At 36.2% G+C, this 19,010-nt stretch carries 18 protein-coding genes and 1 tRNA gene; 12 read left to right on the top strand and 7 right to left on the bottom strand.

Features of this window, described 5'->3' with window-relative positions; translation table 11 throughout:
* Window positions 1-51: 51 nt before the first annotated feature.
* From pseI to flgH, 4 genes are all read right to left on the bottom strand, one after another.
* Complete coding sequence (pseI, locus tag LS66_RS02680) at window positions 52-1,101, bottom strand: pseudaminic acid synthase (RefSeq protein WP_011115748.1); 1,050 nt, start codon at window positions 1,099-1,101, stop codon at window positions 52-54.
* A complete protein-coding gene (gene pseH / locus LS66_RS10245; protein ID WP_236096968.1) occupies window positions 1,098-1,649 on the bottom strand; it encodes a UDP-4-amino-4,6-dideoxy-N-acetyl-beta-L-altrosamine N-acetyltransferase in 552 nt (183 codons plus the stop codon). The genes pseI and pseH overlap by 4 nt, the downstream gene beginning before the upstream one ends.
* Window positions 1,650-2,676: 1,027 nt before the next feature.
* Window positions 2,677-3,360, bottom strand: a complete 684-nt coding sequence (gene pseF, locus LS66_RS02690) for a pseudaminic acid cytidylyltransferase (protein ID WP_034365163.1) — start codon at window positions 3,358-3,360, stop codon at window positions 2,677-2,679.
* A gap of 11 nt (window positions 3,361-3,371) precedes the next feature.
* Window positions 3,372-4,085 (bottom strand): flagellar basal body L-ring protein FlgH, encoded by a 714-nt coding sequence (gene flgH, locus LS66_RS02695; RefSeq protein WP_193328816.1) that lies wholly within the window; start codon window positions 4,083-4,085, stop codon window positions 3,372-3,374.
* A 194-nt stretch (window positions 4,086-4,279) separates the two neighbouring features.
* On the opposite strand from flgH, the gene LS66_RS02700 reads away from it, so the two are divergent.
* The 4 genes from LS66_RS02700 to LS66_RS02715 are packed head-to-tail and all read left to right on the top strand — an operon-like array spanning window position 4,280 to window position 8,492.
* Entirely contained in the window at window positions 4,280-5,269 is a 990-nt protein-coding gene (locus tag LS66_RS02700; protein ID WP_138091851.1) for a DMT family transporter, read from the top strand.
* A complete protein-coding gene (ilvA, locus tag LS66_RS02705) occupies window positions 5,269-6,495 on the top strand; it encodes a threonine ammonia-lyase (protein ID WP_011115736.1) in 1,227 nt (408 codons plus the stop codon). The genes LS66_RS02700 and ilvA overlap by 1 nt, the downstream gene beginning before the upstream one ends.
* 9 nt (window positions 6,496-6,504) lie before the next feature.
* On the top strand, window positions 6,505-7,809 hold the full coding sequence (locus tag LS66_RS02710) for a glycosyltransferase family 39 protein (RefSeq protein ID WP_034366197.1): 1,305 nt from the start codon (window positions 6,505-6,507) through the stop codon (window positions 7,807-7,809).
* Window positions 7,810-7,811: 2 nt separating this feature from the next.
* On the top strand, window positions 7,812-8,492 hold the full coding sequence (locus tag LS66_RS02715) for a hypothetical protein (RefSeq protein WP_034366195.1): 681 nt from the start codon (window positions 7,812-7,814) through the stop codon (window positions 8,490-8,492).
* 36 nt (window positions 8,493-8,528) lie between these two features.
* Here the strand turns inward: LS66_RS02715 and LS66_RS02720 are convergent.
* Window positions 8,529-8,604 (bottom strand) — tRNA-Lys (locus LS66_RS02720).
* A gap of 65 nt (window positions 8,605-8,669) precedes the next feature.
* Window positions 8,670-9,125 carry a Fur family transcriptional regulator gene (locus LS66_RS02725; protein WP_034366214.1) on the bottom strand — a complete coding sequence of 152 codons (456 nt, stop codon included), beginning with the start codon at window positions 9,123-9,125 and terminating at the stop codon, window positions 8,670-8,672.
* Between the two features lie 248 nt (window positions 9,126-9,373).
* Here LS66_RS02725 and LS66_RS02730 point away from each other — a divergent pair, with 248 nt between their 5' ends.
* The 4 genes from LS66_RS02730 (at window position 9,374) to carA (ending at window position 14,551) form a co-directional block, all read left to right on the top strand.
* Window positions 9,374-10,780, top strand: a complete 1,407-nt coding sequence (locus LS66_RS02730) for a methyl-accepting chemotaxis protein (RefSeq protein ID WP_034366193.1) — start codon at window positions 9,374-9,376, stop codon at window positions 10,778-10,780.
* A 7-nt stretch (window positions 10,781-10,787) separates the two neighbouring features.
* Window positions 10,788-12,797 (top strand): transglycosylase domain-containing protein, encoded by a 2,010-nt coding sequence (locus tag LS66_RS02735; RefSeq protein ID WP_034366191.1) that lies wholly within the window; start codon window positions 10,788-10,790, stop codon window positions 12,795-12,797.
* A gap of 69 nt (window positions 12,798-12,866) precedes the next feature.
* Window positions 12,867-13,418, top strand: a complete 552-nt coding sequence (locus LS66_RS02740) for a DUF507 family protein (protein WP_011115729.1) — start codon at window positions 12,867-12,869, stop codon at window positions 13,416-13,418.
* Window positions 13,415-14,551: a glutamine-hydrolyzing carbamoyl-phosphate synthase small subunit gene (carA, locus tag LS66_RS02745; RefSeq protein WP_034366189.1), complete on the top strand. Its 1,137-nt coding sequence runs from the start codon at window positions 13,415-13,417 to the stop codon at window positions 14,549-14,551. The genes LS66_RS02740 and carA overlap by 4 nt, the downstream gene beginning before the upstream one ends.
* 4 nt (window positions 14,552-14,555) lie before the next feature.
* Here carA and LS66_RS02750 read toward each other — a convergent pair whose 3' ends face one another.
* Window positions 14,556-15,965 (bottom strand): sodium-dependent transporter, encoded by a 1,410-nt coding sequence (locus tag LS66_RS02750; RefSeq protein WP_034366187.1) that lies wholly within the window; start codon window positions 15,963-15,965, stop codon window positions 14,556-14,558.
* A 171-nt stretch (window positions 15,966-16,136) separates the two neighbouring features.
* Here LS66_RS02750 and LS66_RS02755 point away from each other — a divergent pair, with 171 nt between their 5' ends.
* From LS66_RS02755 to LS66_RS02770, 4 genes are all read left to right on the top strand, one after another.
* The gene (locus LS66_RS02755) at window positions 16,137-16,553 is read left to right on the top strand and encodes a thioesterase family protein (protein ID WP_034366184.1); all 417 of its coding nucleotides are present in this window, start codon (window positions 16,137-16,139) and stop codon (window positions 16,551-16,553) included.
* 3 nt (window positions 16,554-16,556) lie between these two features.
* Window positions 16,557-16,814, top strand: coding sequence for a DUF493 domain-containing protein (locus tag LS66_RS02760; protein WP_011115725.1), 258 nt, complete (start codon window positions 16,557-16,559; stop codon window positions 16,812-16,814).
* 8 nt (window positions 16,815-16,822) lie between these two features.
* Window positions 16,823-17,506 carry an MqnA/MqnD/SBP family protein gene (locus LS66_RS02765; protein ID WP_034366181.1) on the top strand — a complete coding sequence of 228 codons (684 nt, stop codon included), beginning with the start codon at window positions 16,823-16,825 and terminating at the stop codon, window positions 17,504-17,506.
* A 64-nt stretch (window positions 17,507-17,570) separates the two neighbouring features.
* The gene (locus tag LS66_RS02770) at window positions 17,571-19,004 is read left to right on the top strand and encodes a COG3400 family protein (RefSeq protein ID WP_011115723.1); all 1,434 of its coding nucleotides are present in this window, start codon (window positions 17,571-17,573) and stop codon (window positions 19,002-19,004) included.
* Window positions 19,005-19,010 lie beyond the last annotated feature (6 nt).

A 19,010-nucleotide genomic window follows, 5' to 3' on the forward strand; every position in this document is an offset into this window, starting at 1 on the left:
TGAATAAAAAGAAATAAAAGCACATTATACTTTAAAATCTCTTTACTTTAACTATTTGACATCACTTAATCGGAGAGGCTGTGCAGCTTTGAGTGCGACTTTGGCACTCTTGCCTAGAATCTTATGCAAATATCGTGGGTGTTCTCCGCCGCTAGGACGCACGACAGAGAGATTTTTGTGCGTGAATTTTTCACCTTTTTTAATATCTGCACTTACCCAAATGCTTCGTGCAAATTGCCGCCTTTTTTTGCGTATATCTGCGGAAATTTTAGGTTTTTTGCACCCTAATGCCAAAGCGGTATCACGCACTTGCTCTACCATAGCTTTAAATTCATCTTTATTCATACTAAAGGCGCTATCTACACCACCAAGCGAGGAGTCAAGAATAAAATGCTTCTCAATCATACTTGCTCCTAAGCTTGTAGCGATACTTGGACAAAGTGCACCAAGTGTATGGTCAGATAATCCATATTTGATATTGTATTTTTTATAGGTTTTAGCAAGTTGAGGCATAGCAAGGAGATTTGCAGATTCTAATGGGGCAGGATATTCACTTATGCAATGAAGTAAGGTAATATCCTTACAGCCATATTTATGACAAATCTCAAGTGCAGTTTTAAGTTCTTTGTGCGTAGCTACGCCTGTGGAAATAATGATTGGCTTTTTTGTTTTGGCAATGGCTTCTATAAGCTCATAGTGCATTACTTCAAAACTTGCTACTTTATAAATCGGGCATTGCAAAGATTCTAAAAATGCAACACCTTTAGGCGAAAAAGGCGAGCTAAAAATAAGCAAACCTAACTCTTTTGCAAGAGAAAAAAGTTCTTTATGCCATTCCCAAGGAGTTTGGGCTTCTTTATAAAGTTCATAGAGATTGCGTTTATCCCAAAGTGTGCCACCACTAATGCAAAAATGTGGCTCATTTGATTGAAGTGTAAGGCATTCTGGCGTATAAGTTTGTAGTTTCACGCCATCAGCGCCACAAGCGGCAATCGCACGAATAGAATCTTTAGCAATTTCTAGGCTTTGGTTGTGATTTGCACTAAGTTCGGCGATAATAAGGGGAGTATGGGATTTAGCGATATGTTTTGATATGCTCATAAATGTTCCTTATACATCAATATGACATCATAATATCGTCTTGTATCTTTTTCTTTTTGAGCGATAAAATTATGCAACACGCCTTCATATATATAACCTGTTCGTTCATAGAATTTGCGAGCTTTGATATTGGTGCTTAGAACTTCAAGGTGGAGAGTATGAAGCCCTAAATGTTCAAAGGCTTGAGATTCTAAAAAGTTTAGAATCGTGCGTCCTTTAAAGACTTTTGCACAAAAAGGATTAGTATAGATACCGATAAAAGCGTGTTTATGTGCGAAATTAATGCGTGTGAGTGAACCTACACCGATATATTCATTTTCTTGACATAAAAGCCAATATCGCCTTGAAGTATCATCTTTAAGTTGCTTAAGAAAATCAAAATGCGTTTGAGGTAAAATTCGCTCGCTATACATCCATTGCGCAATTTGCGGGTGATTACGCATTTCAAGCACAAGATGAGCTTCTTCTTGTGTGAGCTGGGTAAAATCTTTTGCTTCAATCTCTTGATTGTGAGAATCTTCTGTGGTTTGAAGTGCTAAAGACTTGATAAGATTGTGGAGTGCAAAAGGGAGTTTTGTGCCTAAAGAAAGTGATTTGAGCGCATTTTGAATATGTATAATATCTTTGGGTAAAAGCGTAGCAAGGATTCTAAGTGTATCTTGTGGGCTTTGGGCTTGGAGTATGGCATTTTTTTGTGCGTATTGTGTGATTTGAAAATGCTGATTGGTAGCGGATTCTATAATAATACTTGGGATTTTAAGCGCGATGAGTTCAAGCATACTCCCACCTCCTGCACTTATAGCAATATCACATTGCTGTGCTTGAGAAAGAAAGTCATAAGGGTTTAAGTTGTGATAAAGGCTTATGTGTGGATTTGAGGCTTCTTTTAAAGATTGAGGTAAATGCAGAGTATGCGTATATCCACCGCCTAAGATAATATGAAAATGTTTATCTTTAAGGTTTGGGTGTGTTAAAATCATTGTAGAGAGACTATCTACAAATGCTTGAGCAAGATTGCTTTTATCCACACCGCCAAAAGTAACACATATATTTTTTAATTCATTTATACTTGATTTGCTGCATTGAGCTTTTGAATCTGCGCAGGGAAAAGGGAGGATTAAATATTCCTCTCCGCACCAAAATTGCTTATTTTGAGGAAATACAGATGTCGCATTAGGAGCGGGATTAAGGATATAGCTTGTGGGTGGATATACATCTCTAAAGGTATCATCAAGGCAAATGAGCACTTTTGCTTCATTGCTTAAGCGATGATAAAACCATTCCTGTGCCTCGTAGCTATCCACAATGGCAATATCAAGAATTTGGGGTTGGGTAGAGAGCCACTCATAATTTTTGCATTCTATTTGTATTTGCAGTGGAGGCAGGAGTGTGTCAAGTGCGGGAGGAGTAAAATTGCCACGATTATGTAAAGTGATAGAATCTACTTGAGGAATGCGCCCACAGAGAGCTATAAGTTTTAAACAGCGATAAAAATGTCCTAATCCATATGCACTTCCGCTCTCACAAAATATATCAATACGCATTTACGCCCTTTAACCAAAATTTTTTATGTAGTTAAGATTCTCTAAGCCTATACTTCATCTCTGCCATTGCCCAATCCTCAAGTGTATCAATGTCTTGGACTTCTTTACTTGGCACAATTATCGCACTTGAGTGAGGTGCAAAAATAGGCAGAGATTCTCTCCACGCATTCACATATCCCCAATAGCACTGCCCCGCATCGTGATAGACTTTTTCTAAATCTTGTGAGCGCGTGAGATAATGCTTTGGAAAAAGCATTTCTATCTCATCATTTTTGATACAAAAACTCCGATAAGGATTATAATCATAGCTTACAGCACAAAAAGCAAAGAGTTTATGCGGATTTTCTAAAAGAGCCTTTAGTCCAAGAGAGAGTGTTTTTTGAGTAAGCAAAGGTGCAGTGGGATAAATCACGCAGAGCAAATCCTCTTTGTGTAATTTTAGTGATTCTACGGCGTGTTTTGCCACAGGTGCAGTGGGGGTAAAGTCATCACTTAGCTCTTTTGGGCGCATAAAGGGCACTTTTGCTCCATATTCACGCGCAACTTGTGCGATTTGTATAGAATCTGTGCTGACTATGACTTCATCAAAAAGTGCAGATTCTAATGCTGTAATGATAGGATAAGCAATGATAGGTTTGCCACAAAAGGGCTTGATATTTTTATCAGGTATCCTTTTACTTCCACCACGAGCAGGGATAAGAGCGACTTTTCTCACACACTTACCGACTAAAAGGGATACAGAGATTCTATGCCATCGCTTACAGGTTTTTTATGATTTGTATCACTGATTGGTCCTAGCGAAGTGTAGGCAATTTTGGCATTTGCGATATGTTTGCTTTGCACAACATTATCTTTGCTAATATCAAATGAACGCACCACGCCGCTTAATTCAAGGATTTGTTTCTCGCCATCTACAAGCACTTCTCGGCGTCCGTGTATGAAGTAGGTATTGTTATCAAGCACTTTGACAATTCTCGCTGTAATCGTAGCATTGAGGGCTTCACTTCGCGTTTGTGCTCCTCCACCTTGAAAATTAGAAGTATTATTTGCTTTGGTAAGATTATAAGCCGCTTGGTCATTGAGTTCAGAAACAATTTGTTTTTGTTCTTCATTATTACCTGTGTATTCTATGGAGGGAGGCGTTACATTGCCCCCACTTGCACCATTGTAGTTTTTATTTGTTGTGAAGTTTGCATTGGCATTTTCAGAGATAACAATCGTAATAAGGTCATCGGGCTTCATTGCGCGTCTATCAGAAAAAAGTGGTTTATCTCCGCTACCAAAAAGGCTTCCTGCACGGGGTAATTCGGGAATGTCATTATCTGCGGATTCTCTCTCTTCTACCCAATCAGGCGCGTTAAAATCAATGTTAGGTTCAAAGGCAAAGCTGTGTCGTGGATATAAAGCAATAAAGAGAATTAAAATTCCAATAAGATACATACCTATACTTTTTATAAGCATTTTACAATCCTTTGTAAGAGTTATAGGCTCTTAAGCAAAGGCTATTCCATTATTTTAATTGCGCATACTCATAAGGAGATTGTGTGCAATCTTAGAGTTCAATTTGCATTAAAGCAACAAGCTTTTGATACAATAACTTTTTGGTTGTGCAAAAAGGCAAAAGGAGTGCGTGAATGAAGCAAAATATTACTCAAGGCATTTTAGCAATGCTCATTTCATCTTTTCTTTTTGCTCTTATGAGTGCAGAGGCAAAAATCCTTTCAGATTCTATTCCGCCTATGGAAGTGGCTTTTTTTCGCTCATTTGTGATGATTCTCCTTTTGCTTCCACTGCTTTTTAATAAACCTATGAAATTGCCAAGACATAAAAGCGGCGGTTGGTGGATTCTTGTGGCACGTGCTGGTGCTGGAGGACTTAGCTTTGTGGCACTTTTTTATAATATTGCTACCATTTCTCTAGGCACAGCGAGTGCTTTTGCTCAAAGTATGCCCTTATATGTCGTAGTGCTTTCAATGATATTTTTAAAAGAGCATTTCAATGTAGGCGTGATTCTATCTACTATTTTAGGTTTTATAGGGATTTTGCTTATATGTAACCCTTCTTTAAATGAGTTAGAAATGCTTAATATTGTCTTTGGTATCGCAGGTGCACTTTCTATGGCAGTTGCATTTTTGAATCTTCGCGCGCTCAAGGATTATTTTAGCTCGTGGGTGATTGTATTTTCTACAGGAGTAGCAATGAGTGTTATGGCATTGCTACTAAGCTGGTGCGGTGTGCCATATTTTGATGAGCAATGGGTAATGCCTAATGGGATAGAGTGGCTACATATTGCATTGCTTGGTTTTTTTGGCACTTTGGGTCAGCATTATCTTACAAAAGCTTATATGATTGCGCCTGCTGGAATCATCGCGCCTATTGATTATACGCGCTTAGTATTTTCTGTGATTTTGGGCGTGATTTTAGGTGATGCTTTGCCAAATCTCCCTACAAGTGTTGGTATTGTGCTTATTATCCTTTCTGGTGTTGGTGTAGGATTACCCGTGCTTTTAGCAGATATGAGGCGATTAAGAAGATATAAGCGCATTTCAAGTTCTCTTAACGCAAGGCACGATACAATCCGCAATACAGAGGGAAAATCTCACAACAAGACAAAGGATATATGATGAAAAAGCAGATTTATGAAAAAGTAATAAAAGCCAAGCAACGTTTAGAAAATGTGATTATTCCCTCGCCTTTAAGCTATGCACCTATGCTCTCTCTTTTAGCTCAAGCTGATATTTATCTTAAAAAAGAGAATTTGCAGCTGACGGGAGCATTTAAGATTCGTGGAGCGTTCAATAAAATTGCCTCTTTGGTTGAACAATCTACTCATTCCCAAATACAGGGTGTTATCGCTGCAAGTGCTGGGAATCACGCGCAAGGTGTTGCCTATGCGGCAAAGCATTTTGGTATAAAAGCCGTGATTGTAATGCCCGAAGCTACTCCTTTACTTAAGGTAAGTGCGACAAAGGCTCTTGGTGCGGAAGTGGTTTTAAGTGGAGATAATTATGATGAAGCCTATGCTAAAGCTTTGCAGGTTGCTAAAGAGCGTGATTTAGTGTTTATTCACCCTTTTGCTGACGAGGAGGTGATTGCAGGGCAGGGCAGTATTGCGCTTGAGATGATACAAGAATGTGAGGATTTAAATGTAGTAGTTGTGCCTATTGGTGGAGGTGGTTTGATTAGTGGTATAGGGAGTGTGTATAAGCAACTATATCCGAATGTAAGAGTTATAGGTGTAGTGGCAAGTGGTGCAGACGCTATGAAACGCTCTTTTGAGAGTGGTGCTATCCAAAAAATAGAATCTGTGCGGAGCATTGCTGATGGTATAGCTGTGCGTGATGTTAATGAGGAGAATTTTGCGCTTGTGCAAGAATGTGTTGATGAAATAGTGAGCGTAGATGATGAAGAAATTGCAAATGCTATTTTATTTTTGATTGAAAAACAAAAACTTGTTGTTGAGGGTGCAGGAGCAGCGAGTGTGGCAAGTATTTTGCACAAAAAGTTTGCGCTTACAAAGCAAGATAAAGTAGCACTTGTGCTAAGTGGAGGAAATATTGATATTACTTTGCTTAATGTTATTATTGAAAAAGGTTTATTGAAATCTAATCGGAAGATGAAGCTTGAAGTCGTGCTCATAGATAAGCCCGGTAGTTTGCAAGGGCTAACGAATATTTTAAGTAAAGTGGGTGCAAATATCGTTCAGATTGAATATGATAGGACTTCTGTTATGCTTAAATATGGAGATGCACTTGTAACAATGGCATTAGAGACAAAAAACGAAGAACACAAAGTGCTCATTCGCGAGCAACTTCAACATTATGGTTATCATTTTAATGAGATTAATTAGGCAAAAGCAATGATAAGAGAGATTTGGGAGATATATAGAGATTCTAATTTACGCACAAATGTGCTTTTTTGTTTGATTTTGGGCATAAATGTTTTTTTGTTATTTCTCTTATGCGGCGATATAAGTATTCATTATAAGGAAGCTTTTGGCGTATTTTATTCTCAAGATTTGGCTTTTATTATTGCGCGTTTTTCACTTAAGCTATTTGGATATAATGACTATGCTCTGCGTTTGCCTTTTATTCTTATTCATATGTGCAATATGTTTCTTTTATATAAAATTTCTAGAATCTACCTCAAAAAACCTCGTGATGCGTTGGTTGTAATACTCATTTATGCACTTTTGCCCGGAGTAATGTTTAGCGCACTTTTTGTATTAAAAAGTGGTTTGATTATTTTTGTGGCACTTTTATGTTGTTATTATCAGATGAGATATCAAAAAATGCCTTATATTGTGATGTTTTTTGCAATATTTTTAGATGGAAGCTTTGCGATTTTATTTTTTGCACTCTTTTTTTATGCACTTAAAAATAAAAATACTTTAGGAATGATTCTCTCCTTGCTTTTTTTTGCTTTGAATATGTATTTTTTTGGGCTTGATGTTTCAGGTGTTCCACGCAATTATTTTCTGTCAAATTTAGGGAATATGGCTTTGTTTTTTTCACCTTTGTTGCTCATATATTATATCTATACGCTTTATAACGCTCTAAGAAAGCAAAATAACGTGCTTGTAGATATTGGCGCATCTTCAATGTTTTTTGTTGTGCTGCTTTCATTGAGACAAGATGTAGATCTTGAAACACTTTTTCCTATGAGTGTGGTAGCTCTTCCTGTGGCAATTAAGCAATTTTTTTCAGATATGAGGGTGCGTTTGCCTTCATTTAGGGTAGGTTATGTGCGACGATTCGTAATGATTTTAGCGCTGCTTTTTATTCAAACCTCCTTACTTTATGGCAATAAAATATTTTATCTCTTTGGTATGGAAAATCACTTTGCAAGTTCGTATTATATTAGCAAAGATGTAGCACGCTTACTCAAGCAAAAGGGCATTGATGCGATTAAAACAAGTAGTCGCAAATTAGAGCTTGCTTTACGATTTTATGGCATAAAAGGAAGTGAAGAGCCTTATTTGATGCCTGTGAATAATCTCAATGAAAGTTATGAGAATGAAATCCCTGTGATATATTTAGGGAAGAAAGTGGCATCATTTGTGATAGTGCCCTCTGTGCAAAGTCGTCCTATTACTACTACACAATCACGACTTAGGCAAAAAATAGAATCAACAAAATCTCAATCAGGTCAATCCAAAGATTAAGAATGAAACTCTTTGAATGTGTTGTTGCTTTAGGTATGTTCATAGTGCTTTTCTCATTTGTGCAGATTCGGAGCAATCATTCTTTAGAAGTAGCTTATAGCACACTTATCTCCCATCTTAAAATGCTTCAGCTTTTTGCTTTGAGCGATGATAATATGTTTATACAAGCCCAAGATGCGCGCGATATGCTCCGACTTTATCCTTCTCTTGATGTAAATGCACTTGTAACACAACATCGTAACGCTATGTGGCAGATACAATTTCATTTGGGTAAAATTTATACCACTCATAGCTATAGCCTTTATATTGATACACCAAGAATGGCGACTACTACGAATTTTGATAGTCGTCCAATGGCAGGAGATATTATTCTTAAAGATATGGATAGAAAATGCTTAAGCGCCTATAATAACACCAATACCGCTATGGAATGTAAAAATAATGCTCTTGCAGAGATACGATTAGGAGAGCGTTTCGGGGTAGAGAATATTCTTATAGAATCTGATAACTTTTGTAAAGAGCGTGAAACTGCGAGAATTTATTTTGATAGGCGAGGCGTGCCTTATTGCGGAAAAATTCCTACCGCTTTGCGCTCACCATTTAAGATTACTTTATTCAAAGGAAGTGAGCATAAGAGTCTTTGTGTATTGCCACAAAGCGGTGTCATTAGGACAAAATGTTAGAATCTGTATATTTTGTAGAAAAATTGTAAGTTGAGGTGGTGGACGCGCAGAGGATCGAACTCTGGACCCACTGATTAAGAGTCAGTTGCTCTACCAGCTGAGCTACACGTCCTTTATTGCTTAAGTTTTAGCAAAGCGTGATTATACACAAATGAATTTTAGTTTTTAATTAAACCTTTAGAGTCCTTGACATTTCGAGCATTTGACAAATAATCTCATATCGTGGCTGATGAGTTTTGCGCCAAATTGTTGTGCAATATCAAGTTGCAAACGTTCAATATCTGCATCTACAAACTCTATAATGTCGCCACAAGCTAAACAAATAATATGGTCGTGATGTTCTTTGGCAGCAATTTCATAGCGTCTTCCACTTTTATCAGCCTCAAGAGCAGTAATAAATCCCTCTTTTTCAAGGAAGCTTAGGATTCTATATACAGAGGAGATACTTGCATTTTTATCAGTTGTTTTGATAATATTAGTAATCTCTTCAGGGCTAAGATGTGTGCCACTTTTATACAGCACAGCAATGATTTCTTCGCGTTGTTTAGAATTTTTAAGCCCATTTTTTTTAATTGAGCTTCTTAACCTTTCAAGTATAGAATCTAGTGTTTCCACGTGATGATTTGCATTCATATTCATATACGCTCCTTGTTGCGCTTTTAGGATTGCGATTCTTATTTTATGCAGGATTATAGCAACAAAATACAAAAATGCAAATAAGAAAGCTTATCATTTAAGATTTTCTCTTTTTTCTTGCTTTAAAATATACAAAATTGCAACATAAAGCAGAACTTTGTGACAATTTATAGATAAAGAGACAGCATTTATTGTAAAATGCTATAATGTACTCGTTTATTAAATTGAAAACACAAGGAGAAAGTATGTTTGGTTCCAGCAAAGCACTACAACGTCAAATAATGGAAAGAGATGCACAGATTGCAGAAATCACAAAAGAGCTTGAAACTTATAAAATGCTTGTAGGCTTTTCACAAATAGAAGCAATTATTGGGATAAAAGACGAGGAGATTGTTTATAAAAATGATGTTGCCTCAAAAATAGAGAGTCTTGATATTTTAAAATCCCAATTAAAAGAACATATAGATAGTATAAGCCACATTCGTAATGAATACAGCGTAACAAGCGCACGCGTTGGTGATATTGTGTATTATTCACTTGTATTACTCAATCATTTAACAAATAATAGAACAGGTACAAATCTTTTTAATATTTATACAAAAAGCCTCAAAGAAGGTATAACAGGCACACAAGAATCATTACAAAATGTGCTTACAGAATCAAATGATGTTACTAAGCATTCAGTTAAAGCCGCAGAATCTGCAGAAGATGGATTAGGTATGAGCACTGCTGCATTGGAGCAAATTGAAACTTTATATGAAAAAATGCAAGCGGCTTCGCAACTTGTAGATTCTCTTACACAGCGTAGCAATGAGATTACAAGTGTTATTTCATTAATTGATGATATTGCTGAACAAACAAACTTACTTGCTCTTAATGCAGCAATAGAAGCTGCACGTGCAGGAGAACACGGAAGAGGATTTGCTGTTGTTGCAGATGAGGTGCGAAAACTAGCAGAAAAAACACAAAAAGCTACAAAAGAAATAGCAGTTGTTGTAAAGTCAATGCAACAAGAAGCAAATGATATTCAAACAAGCACGGAAGAGACAAATGAAGCTACAGATAATGTGCGTGAGGGAGTTGTGAAACTTCACGGGGTGATTAATAACCTTAAGCTAGGCAGTCTTATTACAAAACACAGCACATTAAATTTGAGCAATAGAATCTTCTGTGTTTTGGCAAAACTTGACCACGTTGTGTATAAAAATAATCTTTATTCTTATATATTTGGCTTATCTGATAGCTTTAATTGTGTGGATCATTATAATTGCCGATTGGGCAAATGGTATTATGAGGGCGATGGTAAAATGGCATTTGCTAATACACAAGGCTACAGAGCTCTTGAGGCTTATCACGCAGGCGTTCATACAGAAGCTATTTCTTTGGCACAAACTTTTGCTGATACCAATCAATCTTGCTCTAAAACCTTTATTGATAGCAAGATTGTGGCAATGGAGCAAAATTCTAATGGTGTTATGGATTCTATCCTTGAGATGTATAATGAAAAACGTGTAGAAGTATTTGATGAAATTGGACGACTAGAAAACAAAATGGAAGAAGATAAGAAGAATCCACAAGCAAGCATTCAGCTAGAATCCCACACAGAATCTCAAAGTGATGAGTCCTCAAATAAAGAGGACTTAGGAGATTAGCAAATAAATGTGGCATAGAATAAAGCATAGTCTTTTTGTCATAGCTATTATTGTTGGAATAGGAGCAGGAGCATACCTTATCAAGCTTTTTTATGAGGTTGAGTCTGAAGTGAGTAAAATTACAAATTACCAATTTGCTCTTGCCTCACAGATAGTTGATAGAAAAGATAGACTTATTGCAAATGTTTTTACTGATGAAAACTTTAGATTCTATGCAACTTTTGATGAGATACCGCCACGTGTGATTGAAGCACTGCTTGCAGTAGAAGATACGCTTTTTTTTGAACACATAGGTATAAATCCTGATGCAATTTCGCGTGCTATGCTTAAAAACATTAAAAGTATGCGTTATGTGGAGGGAGGCAGCACACTCACCCAGCAGCTTATTAAAAATATTGCACTTAGTCCAGAAAAAACGCTTAAGCGTAAAATCACAGAAGCAATGCTTGCTATTCATATTGAACGGCATTTGAGCAAAGAGAAAATTTTGGAACTTTATTTAAATCGTATTTCATTTGGGCATAGTTATCACGGCATTAAAACAGCGGCTTTGGGGTATTTCCATAAGAGTTTAAATGAGCTCACATTAAAAGAGATTTGTATGCTTGTAGGGCTTCCTAAAGCACCAAGTTTTTATGACCCTACAAAAAATAAAGAATACTCAATGGCACGCGCTAATGACATTATTGATAGACTTTATGATATTGGTTGGATATCTACGGAAGAATATGAAAATGCAAACAAAGAAGTGCCAGAAGTCTTTAACCAAACACTTACCCAAAATGTTGCTCCGTATGTTGTTGATGAAGTATTACGTGAGTTAGCTCATATTGAAGATTTAAAAACAGGTGGATATTATATTAGGCTTAAGATTGACTTAGATTATCAGCTTGCGGCACAAGAAGCAATGGCATATGGCTATGATGAAATTAATAAGCGTCTTCACGAGCGTTATCCTAAAATGTTTGAAAATGGGGATTTAAATGATGATACACTTAATGGCGCAATGGTTGTTACAGATACGCACACAGGCGATATTTTAGCAATGGTAGGTGGCATAGATTATGTAAAAACAAAATTTAATCGTGCCACTCAAGCTAAAAGACAGCTCGGCAGTTCTATAAAACCTTTTATTTATCAAACTGCATTTGATAGGGGGGATTCTCCTGCTACTTTTGTTCCTGATGTGCCTCGCAAATTTGCAACAAAAGGTGCAGCAGAAGCCGCCTCTGAAGCCACTCAAGAAGAGACAGAATCTAAAGTATGGAGTCCTTCAAACTATACAAGTAAATTTCACGGATTTATGACGCTTAAAGATGCTTTACGCACATCAAGCAATCTTGCTACAATTAATCTTGTGGATCAAAATATAGGTTTTAATAATGTTTATGCTTCGCTTAAGCAAGATGGTTTTGAAAATCTCCCAGAGAATATGTCTATTGTGCTTGGCAGTTTTGAGCTCTCGCCGCTTGAAGTTGCGCAGCAGTATTCAATGTTTTCAAATTATGGCACAATTCTTAAGCCTATGCTTATAGAATCTACCATTAATAAAAGTGGCGAGAATGTGTATAGCTCTCCCGAGCAGACGCGTCATATTACTGCTGCTGCTCAAGCATTTTTAACTATTGATATTTTACGTGATGTTGTTAATCGTGGCACAGGTTCAAGGGCGCGCATTGTTGGTTTGGAGGTCGCAGGGAAAACAGGAACATCAAATCGCAATGTTGATGCGTGGTTTTGTGGATTCACTCCTGATGTCCAAGCGATTGTTTGGTATGGACGCGATGATAATACGCCTATAGGTCCTCACGAATCTGGTGGTATAGTCGCTCCTCCAGCATTTGCATATTTTTTCTCTAAAGTTTTAACCTTTGACCCGGGTATTTCAAGACGTTTTAAAGTGCCAGAAGGTGTGGGGCTAAAGACTCTTGATTATGGAGATTTTTATTTTACAGAAAATTCACCATTGCCAACTAAAAGACCTGTGGTTGATATTGATGAGGAACTTTTATTTTAGTGTAGAATCTTAAATCCATTTTTACTTAAAACTAGCTACAATATCGTAAATCTAAAAAAGGATAATTTGATGAGACTAAAACTTCAGCACGCGCCCTATATAGCTAATAAAATCAGTATTGATTTAGGCAATTCTCAATACATTACACTTCTTGCACCTATTCAAAATATTGCCCAAAGTGCCCTTGAGTGCCTTCAAGAAAATATCCAAAAAGAGCTAGCCATTGATGAAAGAGTGCGCGAAATCCTTGAAGAAAGAAGTGATGAAATTGAAGATTTTGGTATGGACGAACGAGAGCTTTTTAGAATGTGTAAGCGTCAGGTAGCAAATGAACAAAATTTTTATCTTGCGTGGGAAGAGCGTTGTAGTGATATATCACATCAGATTCTTAGTAGTTTAGATACCCATAAACTAATTGCATTTGAGGTATCTGAAACTCTTATTAAAAATATTATTTTTAAAGCAATTAATGAATATTCTAAAATCTATGATAAAGCCGAAGAAGCAGTTATTGATAAACTTAAAAAATACAAACGAAAGCTTATTTATGGAACAGAAGAATATGAGATTGTTTTTAGCAAACTTTATGAGGAAGAGCTACGCAAACGAGGACTTTTATGAGCATTCTTAAAGAAGCATATCTGTATTTTGCGAATGGATTATTCTTGAAGGCGCAAAGCTTTGGCAGTGATGGGACTTTTGTAGGTGAAGTTGTATTTAATACCTCTATGAGTGGTTATCAAGAAGTTATTACTGACCCAAGTTATTCAGGGCAGTTTATTGTTTTTAGTATGCCAGAGATTGGTATTGTGGGTGTAAATAACCAAGATAGTGAATCTCCCCGAGCCGCTTGCACAGGCGTTATTCTTTCTTCATACAATGATTTTGTCTCTAATTTTCGCTCCGAACAAAGCCTTAGCACATATCTTAAAGAACATAATATTATGGGCATATGTGGGGTGGATACACGCAATTTAATTAAAATGCTCACTACACAAGGCGCGATGATGATGATAGCTTCTACGCAAATTATTCAAGAGAGTGAGCTCAAAGCAAGTCTAAGTCGCACACCTCCTATCCAAGATATAAACTTTATAAAAGAAGTATCCACAAAAACATCTTATGTGCACACAGATTCTACATTTGATTTTACACATTTTGCTTATGGCACATCTCCAAACTTTAAGGCAAAAGTCGTTGCGATTGATTTTGGTGCAAAACGTAATATTCTTAATGAACTTGTAGCAGTGGGACTAGAGGTAGAGGTTATTCCCCATAGTTTTAGTGCAGCGGAAATTTTATCGCGTTTTAAAGCGGGGGAGATCCAAGGAGTTTTTTTATCTAATGGACCAGGTGATCCATTGGTGTTGCATAACGAGATTGAGCAAATTAAGCAGCTTATTCAATCAGATATTCCTATTTTTGGCATTTGTTTGGGACATCAGCTTCTTTCTATCGCACACGGCTTTCCTACATATAAATTAAAGTTTGGTCATCACGGAAGCAACCATCCTATTAAGAATCTCCAAAGCGGGGCAGTAGAAATTACAGCACAAAATCATAATTATTGTGTGCCAGAATCTATTGCACAAATTGCCACTATTACACATCGTAATTTATTTGATAATACGATTGAAGGCGTGCGCTATAAAGATAAACCTATATTTTCAGTGCAACATCACCCAGAGGCAAGTCCAGGACCAAGAGAAGCACGCATTCTTTTTGAAGAATTTGCCAAACTCTGTTGTAAATAATGCTTTATACAAATATGCTATTAATAAACCCGATAATATCTATATATTGTGAGAGCAAGATGATGAGAATAACGCTTGGGGCAATGATACAAATAATCTTATGCCATATTTCAAAGAGTGTGTTATTTAAATAACCTGTCCAATGCCTCAAATATGCCTTTTTAATGCCCCAGCCTAAAAAAACAAGTGTGATAAGCATACCTAAGGGCATTAGAAATGATGAAGTAATGAATTCAAGTGTATCAAAAAGTCTTTTGCCAAATATGCTTGGGAGTGATATTTCATCATTTGCCCATAAAATAACTAAAAAGCCAAGAATAAAAACACCAAAACTTAATAAATACGAAGCTTTTGCTTGAGAGAAAGTAAATTTATCTCGCAAGATACTTACACCCGGCTCAAGCATAGAAATTGTAGAAGTAATCCCGGCAAAAAGTATGGCTATGAAAAATAGCATACTGATTATTTTACCACTCTCGCCTAAAGTTTGAAATGCTAACGGAAGCGAAACGAGTAGAAGCCCGGGACCTTGACTTGGTTGCCCTTGAAAATGATAGATAAAAGTAAAAATCATCAATCCAGCTATAATTGAGACAATAATACCACTTATCACCACCCATAAAGCGCTTTTAAAGAGATTTTCATTTTGCTGCGCACTTGCTGCATATACTGCGATTGTGCCTACTCCGAGTGAGAGTGAGAAAAACACTTGCCCTAGAGAATCTAAAATGGTTTTTGCGCTCATATTATGAGGTTGGAAATTAAACATAAAATGCCACGCTTTTTCAAACTCTGGTAAAGTCATCGCATATAATAAAAGCCCGATGAATATTAAAAACAAAAGAGGCATAAGTATAAGATTAAGTCGTTCAATCCCACGTTTAATTCCCCGCGCTACTATAAAAGCAGTAAGTGCAATGATGATGCCAAAACAAAGCGTTTGATACAGAAGAGAATGAGCTCTTATCTCATCAAAAATAGCTTTTGCTTGATTAAGATTGTTTGGAAGATGAAAACTGACAAATATTAAATAATATATAATCCAGCCTAGCACTACTGCATAAAAGCTTAGTATTATAGGACCTGCTATTGCATTTAGCCCAAGCCACATAAGTGATTTGTTTGAATCTTTATTAATATAATTATGTTCATTTTGTGCAGTATTGAGAGGAAGAGAGTTTAATGTGTGAAGCACGACATAATTATCCATAGGATTACTTCGTGCTTTATTGCCAAGTAGCATTTCAGCTAAAAGCATAGGCACTCCAATACATATTGAGAGAATAAGATAAAAAATAACAAATGCACTACCGCCGTTTTCTCCAGCCATATAGGGAAATCTCCATATATGTCCTAGCCCAATAGAGCTTCCTAAAGTTGCCAAAATAAAACCTATCTTGCTAAAATTATTCATTTCTTCCCTTTCTTATTACTTTTATATTCACATACAAAGTTATACATTCTAGCCAAAATAGAGAATCTTGCAATGCTTTAAAGTAGGGATTTAGTGTGTTTATCTACTTTGGTGCAATTTTTGCTACAATTTGAGCGTAATTAGGAGACATAAGGACTTGAGGAGTATCATATGAGCATATATCATGTAAGGGTGTATTTTGAAGATACAGATTGTGGGCGTATAGTTTATCATACTAATTATATTAAATATTGTGAGCGTGCGCGTAGCGAATTATTTTTTGCGCAAGGAGCACAACCTTTTGAGAATCAAAGTGCTTTTGTGCTTAAAAAACTTGAAGCAGATTTTCTTGCAAGTGCGCGTTTGGGTGATATGCTTGAGGTAAGAAGTGCCATAGCACAATTTAAAAATGTCTCTGTGGTCTTAAAACAGGATATTTATAGAATCTATAATGCGCTAGAGCAGAAGGAATGTGAAGAGATTATCTTTAAAGCATATATTACGCTTGCTTTTGTTGATGTTGAGCGTGGAAAGCCTTGCAAGATTCCTTCATCAATGCATAAGATTCTAAGTAAATTGCAGGAGTAGAAAATGAATTTAGATTTGCACAAACCTCATATTACTTATCCTTGTCAATGGGAATATCGTATTATTGGAGAAAGTGAAGAGCGATTAAAACATTTGATTTTTGAGTTAATGCCGCGCGAATATGAATTGCATTTTGGTAAGACTTCCGCACAAGGGCGATTTGTGAGTTTGTATGTGAAACTTGAAGTCCAAAGCGAAGAAGAGCGCAATAATATTTTTATGCGCTTGAAAAAAAGCAAAGAAGTAAAGATGATTCTTTAGGATAGAAAATGCGTTTTGGTAAAATTTCTTATATCAATCTTTTGCCTTTTGATGTATTTGTTAAAAAATATCCCATATCGTGGGGATTTAAGAAATTTTTACAACTCAAAAAATCGTATCCTGCGCGTTTGAATAAGGATTTTCTTATGCGGCGCATTGATGCTGGGTTTATTTCTTCAATCGCTGGGTATTATCCTATGCGCAAAAATCAGGTTACAAAAGCGGGAATCATCTCTAAAGGGGCAGTGTGGAGCGTGATAGCACTACCAAAAGCGAATAAAGATGATTATCAATCAGCTTCTTCTAATGCGCTAGCGAAAGTATTAGGCATTAATGGCGAGATTCTTATTGGGGATAAGGCATTGCGCTATAAGCTTCAAGGTGGTCGTTGTGTTGATTTAGGAGAGAAATGGTGGGAGAAGCACCATTTGGGGTTTTGTTTTGGTAGATTATGTTTTAATAAAAATGCACGATTTTATACACATCTAGCAAAAAGTTTTGTGAGAACGCGTATAAAAATACCCTATTATATTTTGCAAGATAAATCTGCACAAAGTGGCGTAAAGCAAAAGGATATTTTAGCGTATTTAGAGCACATACATTATTGCATAGGTAAAAAAGAAGAATTAGCTTTGAGACGATTTTATACAAGTTTGCGTTTAAAAAATATTAAAAAACCTGTGCGTTTTTAAGGGATTTGGTTATCACTTCTTAGCTATAATCAAAGCCTCTTAATTCACGATAGAAAGGTAGAGTGTGAAAAAAACTCTTATTATTGGACAAGGCAGAATTGCAAAAATTTTTCTTGATACAATTTTAGATAAATATTTTAGCAATGACTATTATGTTGTTGTGTCAAAAGATATGTGCTTTATCCCCGATAGAGTGCCAAGCTCTTTTGAATTTCACACTTTTGATTATACATCTGCATACAGAATCTCACAGATAATAAGCGATGAGATTGTTAATGTTTTTCTTATTCTTGATGATGAAAATGAGATTCTAGGCACTTATGAGTTGCTTCGAGAGATTAATAAGAAAGTACGTATTGTTATTTCGCTTAGATTAGAAAAACACACTCAATCTATGCAAAATGATAAGAATCTTATTATTCTTGATGAGGAAATGATTATTACGAATAAATTTATTGAACGATTGCCAAATATTCCTCTTATCCCGCGTAGTTTTGGTTTGGGGCAAGGCGAGATAATGGAGGTTGGTATCCCCACAGGAAGTATTTTTGCATATCGGCATATCGGCTCTATTCAGCAGAAAAAATGGCGCATTGTAGGCATATATAGACAAGGAGAACTTCTTTTAAGTTCGCATTCTTTAATTATTCAGCCCAACGATAGTCTTCTTATTGCAGGAAATCCAAAAGTGCTCAATGATGTGTATATGCAGATTAAAAGTGATATAGGGCAGTTTCCAGTGCCGTTTGGACGCGATATATTTTTGTATTTGGATATGTCGCTTTCAAATAAACATAGAATTTGGAATGATGTGCAAAATGCACTTTTTTTAAATAATAATCTTAAAAATAATAAACTCTTTATTTATATCCTCAACCCCTCTCATTTTGACTTGCTTGATAGTATCAAAGCTTTAGAATCTAAACGTGTTGAGGTAAGGATAGATTATACAAATGCAAGTTTTATCCAACGAATCGCCCAAGATGCGCAAAAACGTTTTGGACTTATTATTATCAATCAAGATATTTTTGCCTCACGTAAAAATCGTAGAGTGCTTTTTGAACTCTCAATCCCTGTGCTCAAAACAGGTTGGGAACACATAAGTGAGTGCAAAAAAAGTTTTGTTATGTTAAGCGAAAATATGGGCGATGCTGAAAATGTCGCTTCTGTTGTTTTTGATATTTCTAAGCAGCTAAATTTAGAGGTTGATGTATATGATTATGATACTGATGCGTCCTACCACAATGATATAGTGCAAAGCTATGAAGAGCTTTCACGTATTTTTGAACGTAAGATGAATATTATCCAAACAGATTCTAAGAATCCTATTTTATATTTGCGAGATAGTTTTGTACCTTATTTATGTTTTGTGCCATTTGAGCACAATATCGCAAAAACTAAGACTTTTTCTTTTATTTCCACAGATGTGTATAAAATTGTCTCAATGAATAATAAAAATCCTCAAATTTTTATCCCTCTTCCCAAAGAACTTAAATAAGGACAC

Source organism: Helicobacter sp. MIT 03-1614, assembly GCF_000762925.2.
Taxonomy (GTDB): Bacteria; Campylobacterota; Campylobacteria; order Campylobacterales; family Helicobacteraceae; genus Helicobacter_C; species Helicobacter_C hepaticus.

Coding starts and splice junctions, on each gene's coding strand:
- LS66_RS02750 (WP_034366187.1), bottom strand. CDS start 15,965: ATGAATAATTTTAGCAAGATAGGTTTTATTTTGGCAACTTTAGGAAGC.
- LS66_RS02735 (WP_034366191.1), top strand. CDS start 10,788: ATGTGGCATAGAATAAAGCATAGTCTTTTTGTCATAGCTATTATTGTT.
- pseI (WP_011115748.1), bottom strand. CDS start 1,101: ATGAGCATATCAAAACATATCGCTAAATCCCATACTCCCCTTATTATC.
- carA (WP_034366189.1), top strand. CDS start 13,415: ATGAGCATTCTTAAAGAAGCATATCTGTATTTTGCGAATGGATTATTC.
- LS66_RS02740 (WP_011115729.1), top strand. CDS start 12,867: ATGAGACTAAAACTTCAGCACGCGCCCTATATAGCTAATAAAATCAGT.
- LS66_RS02730 (WP_034366193.1), top strand. CDS start 9,374: ATGTTTGGTTCCAGCAAAGCACTACAACGTCAAATAATGGAAAGAGAT.
- LS66_RS02755 (WP_034366184.1), top strand. CDS start 16,137: ATGAGCATATATCATGTAAGGGTGTATTTTGAAGATACAGATTGTGGG.
- LS66_RS02700 (WP_138091851.1), top strand. CDS start 4,280: ATGAAGCAAAATATTACTCAAGGCATTTTAGCAATGCTCATTTCATCT.
- LS66_RS02725 (WP_034366214.1), bottom strand. CDS start 9,125: ATGAATGCAAATCATCACGTGGAAACACTAGATTCTATACTTGAAAGG.
- LS66_RS02765 (WP_034366181.1), top strand. CDS start 16,823: ATGCGTTTTGGTAAAATTTCTTATATCAATCTTTTGCCTTTTGATGTA.
- LS66_RS02710 (WP_034366197.1), top strand. CDS start 6,505: ATGATAAGAGAGATTTGGGAGATATATAGAGATTCTAATTTACGCACA.
- LS66_RS02760 (WP_011115725.1), top strand. CDS start 16,557: ATGAATTTAGATTTGCACAAACCTCATATTACTTATCCTTGTCAATGG.
- ilvA (WP_011115736.1), top strand. CDS start 5,269: ATGAAAAAGCAGATTTATGAAAAAGTAATAAAAGCCAAGCAACGTTTA.
- LS66_RS02715 (WP_034366195.1), top strand. CDS start 7,812: ATGAAACTCTTTGAATGTGTTGTTGCTTTAGGTATGTTCATAGTGCTT.
- flgH (WP_193328816.1), bottom strand. CDS start 4,085: ATGTATCTTATTGGAATTTTAATTCTCTTTATTGCTTTATATCCACGA.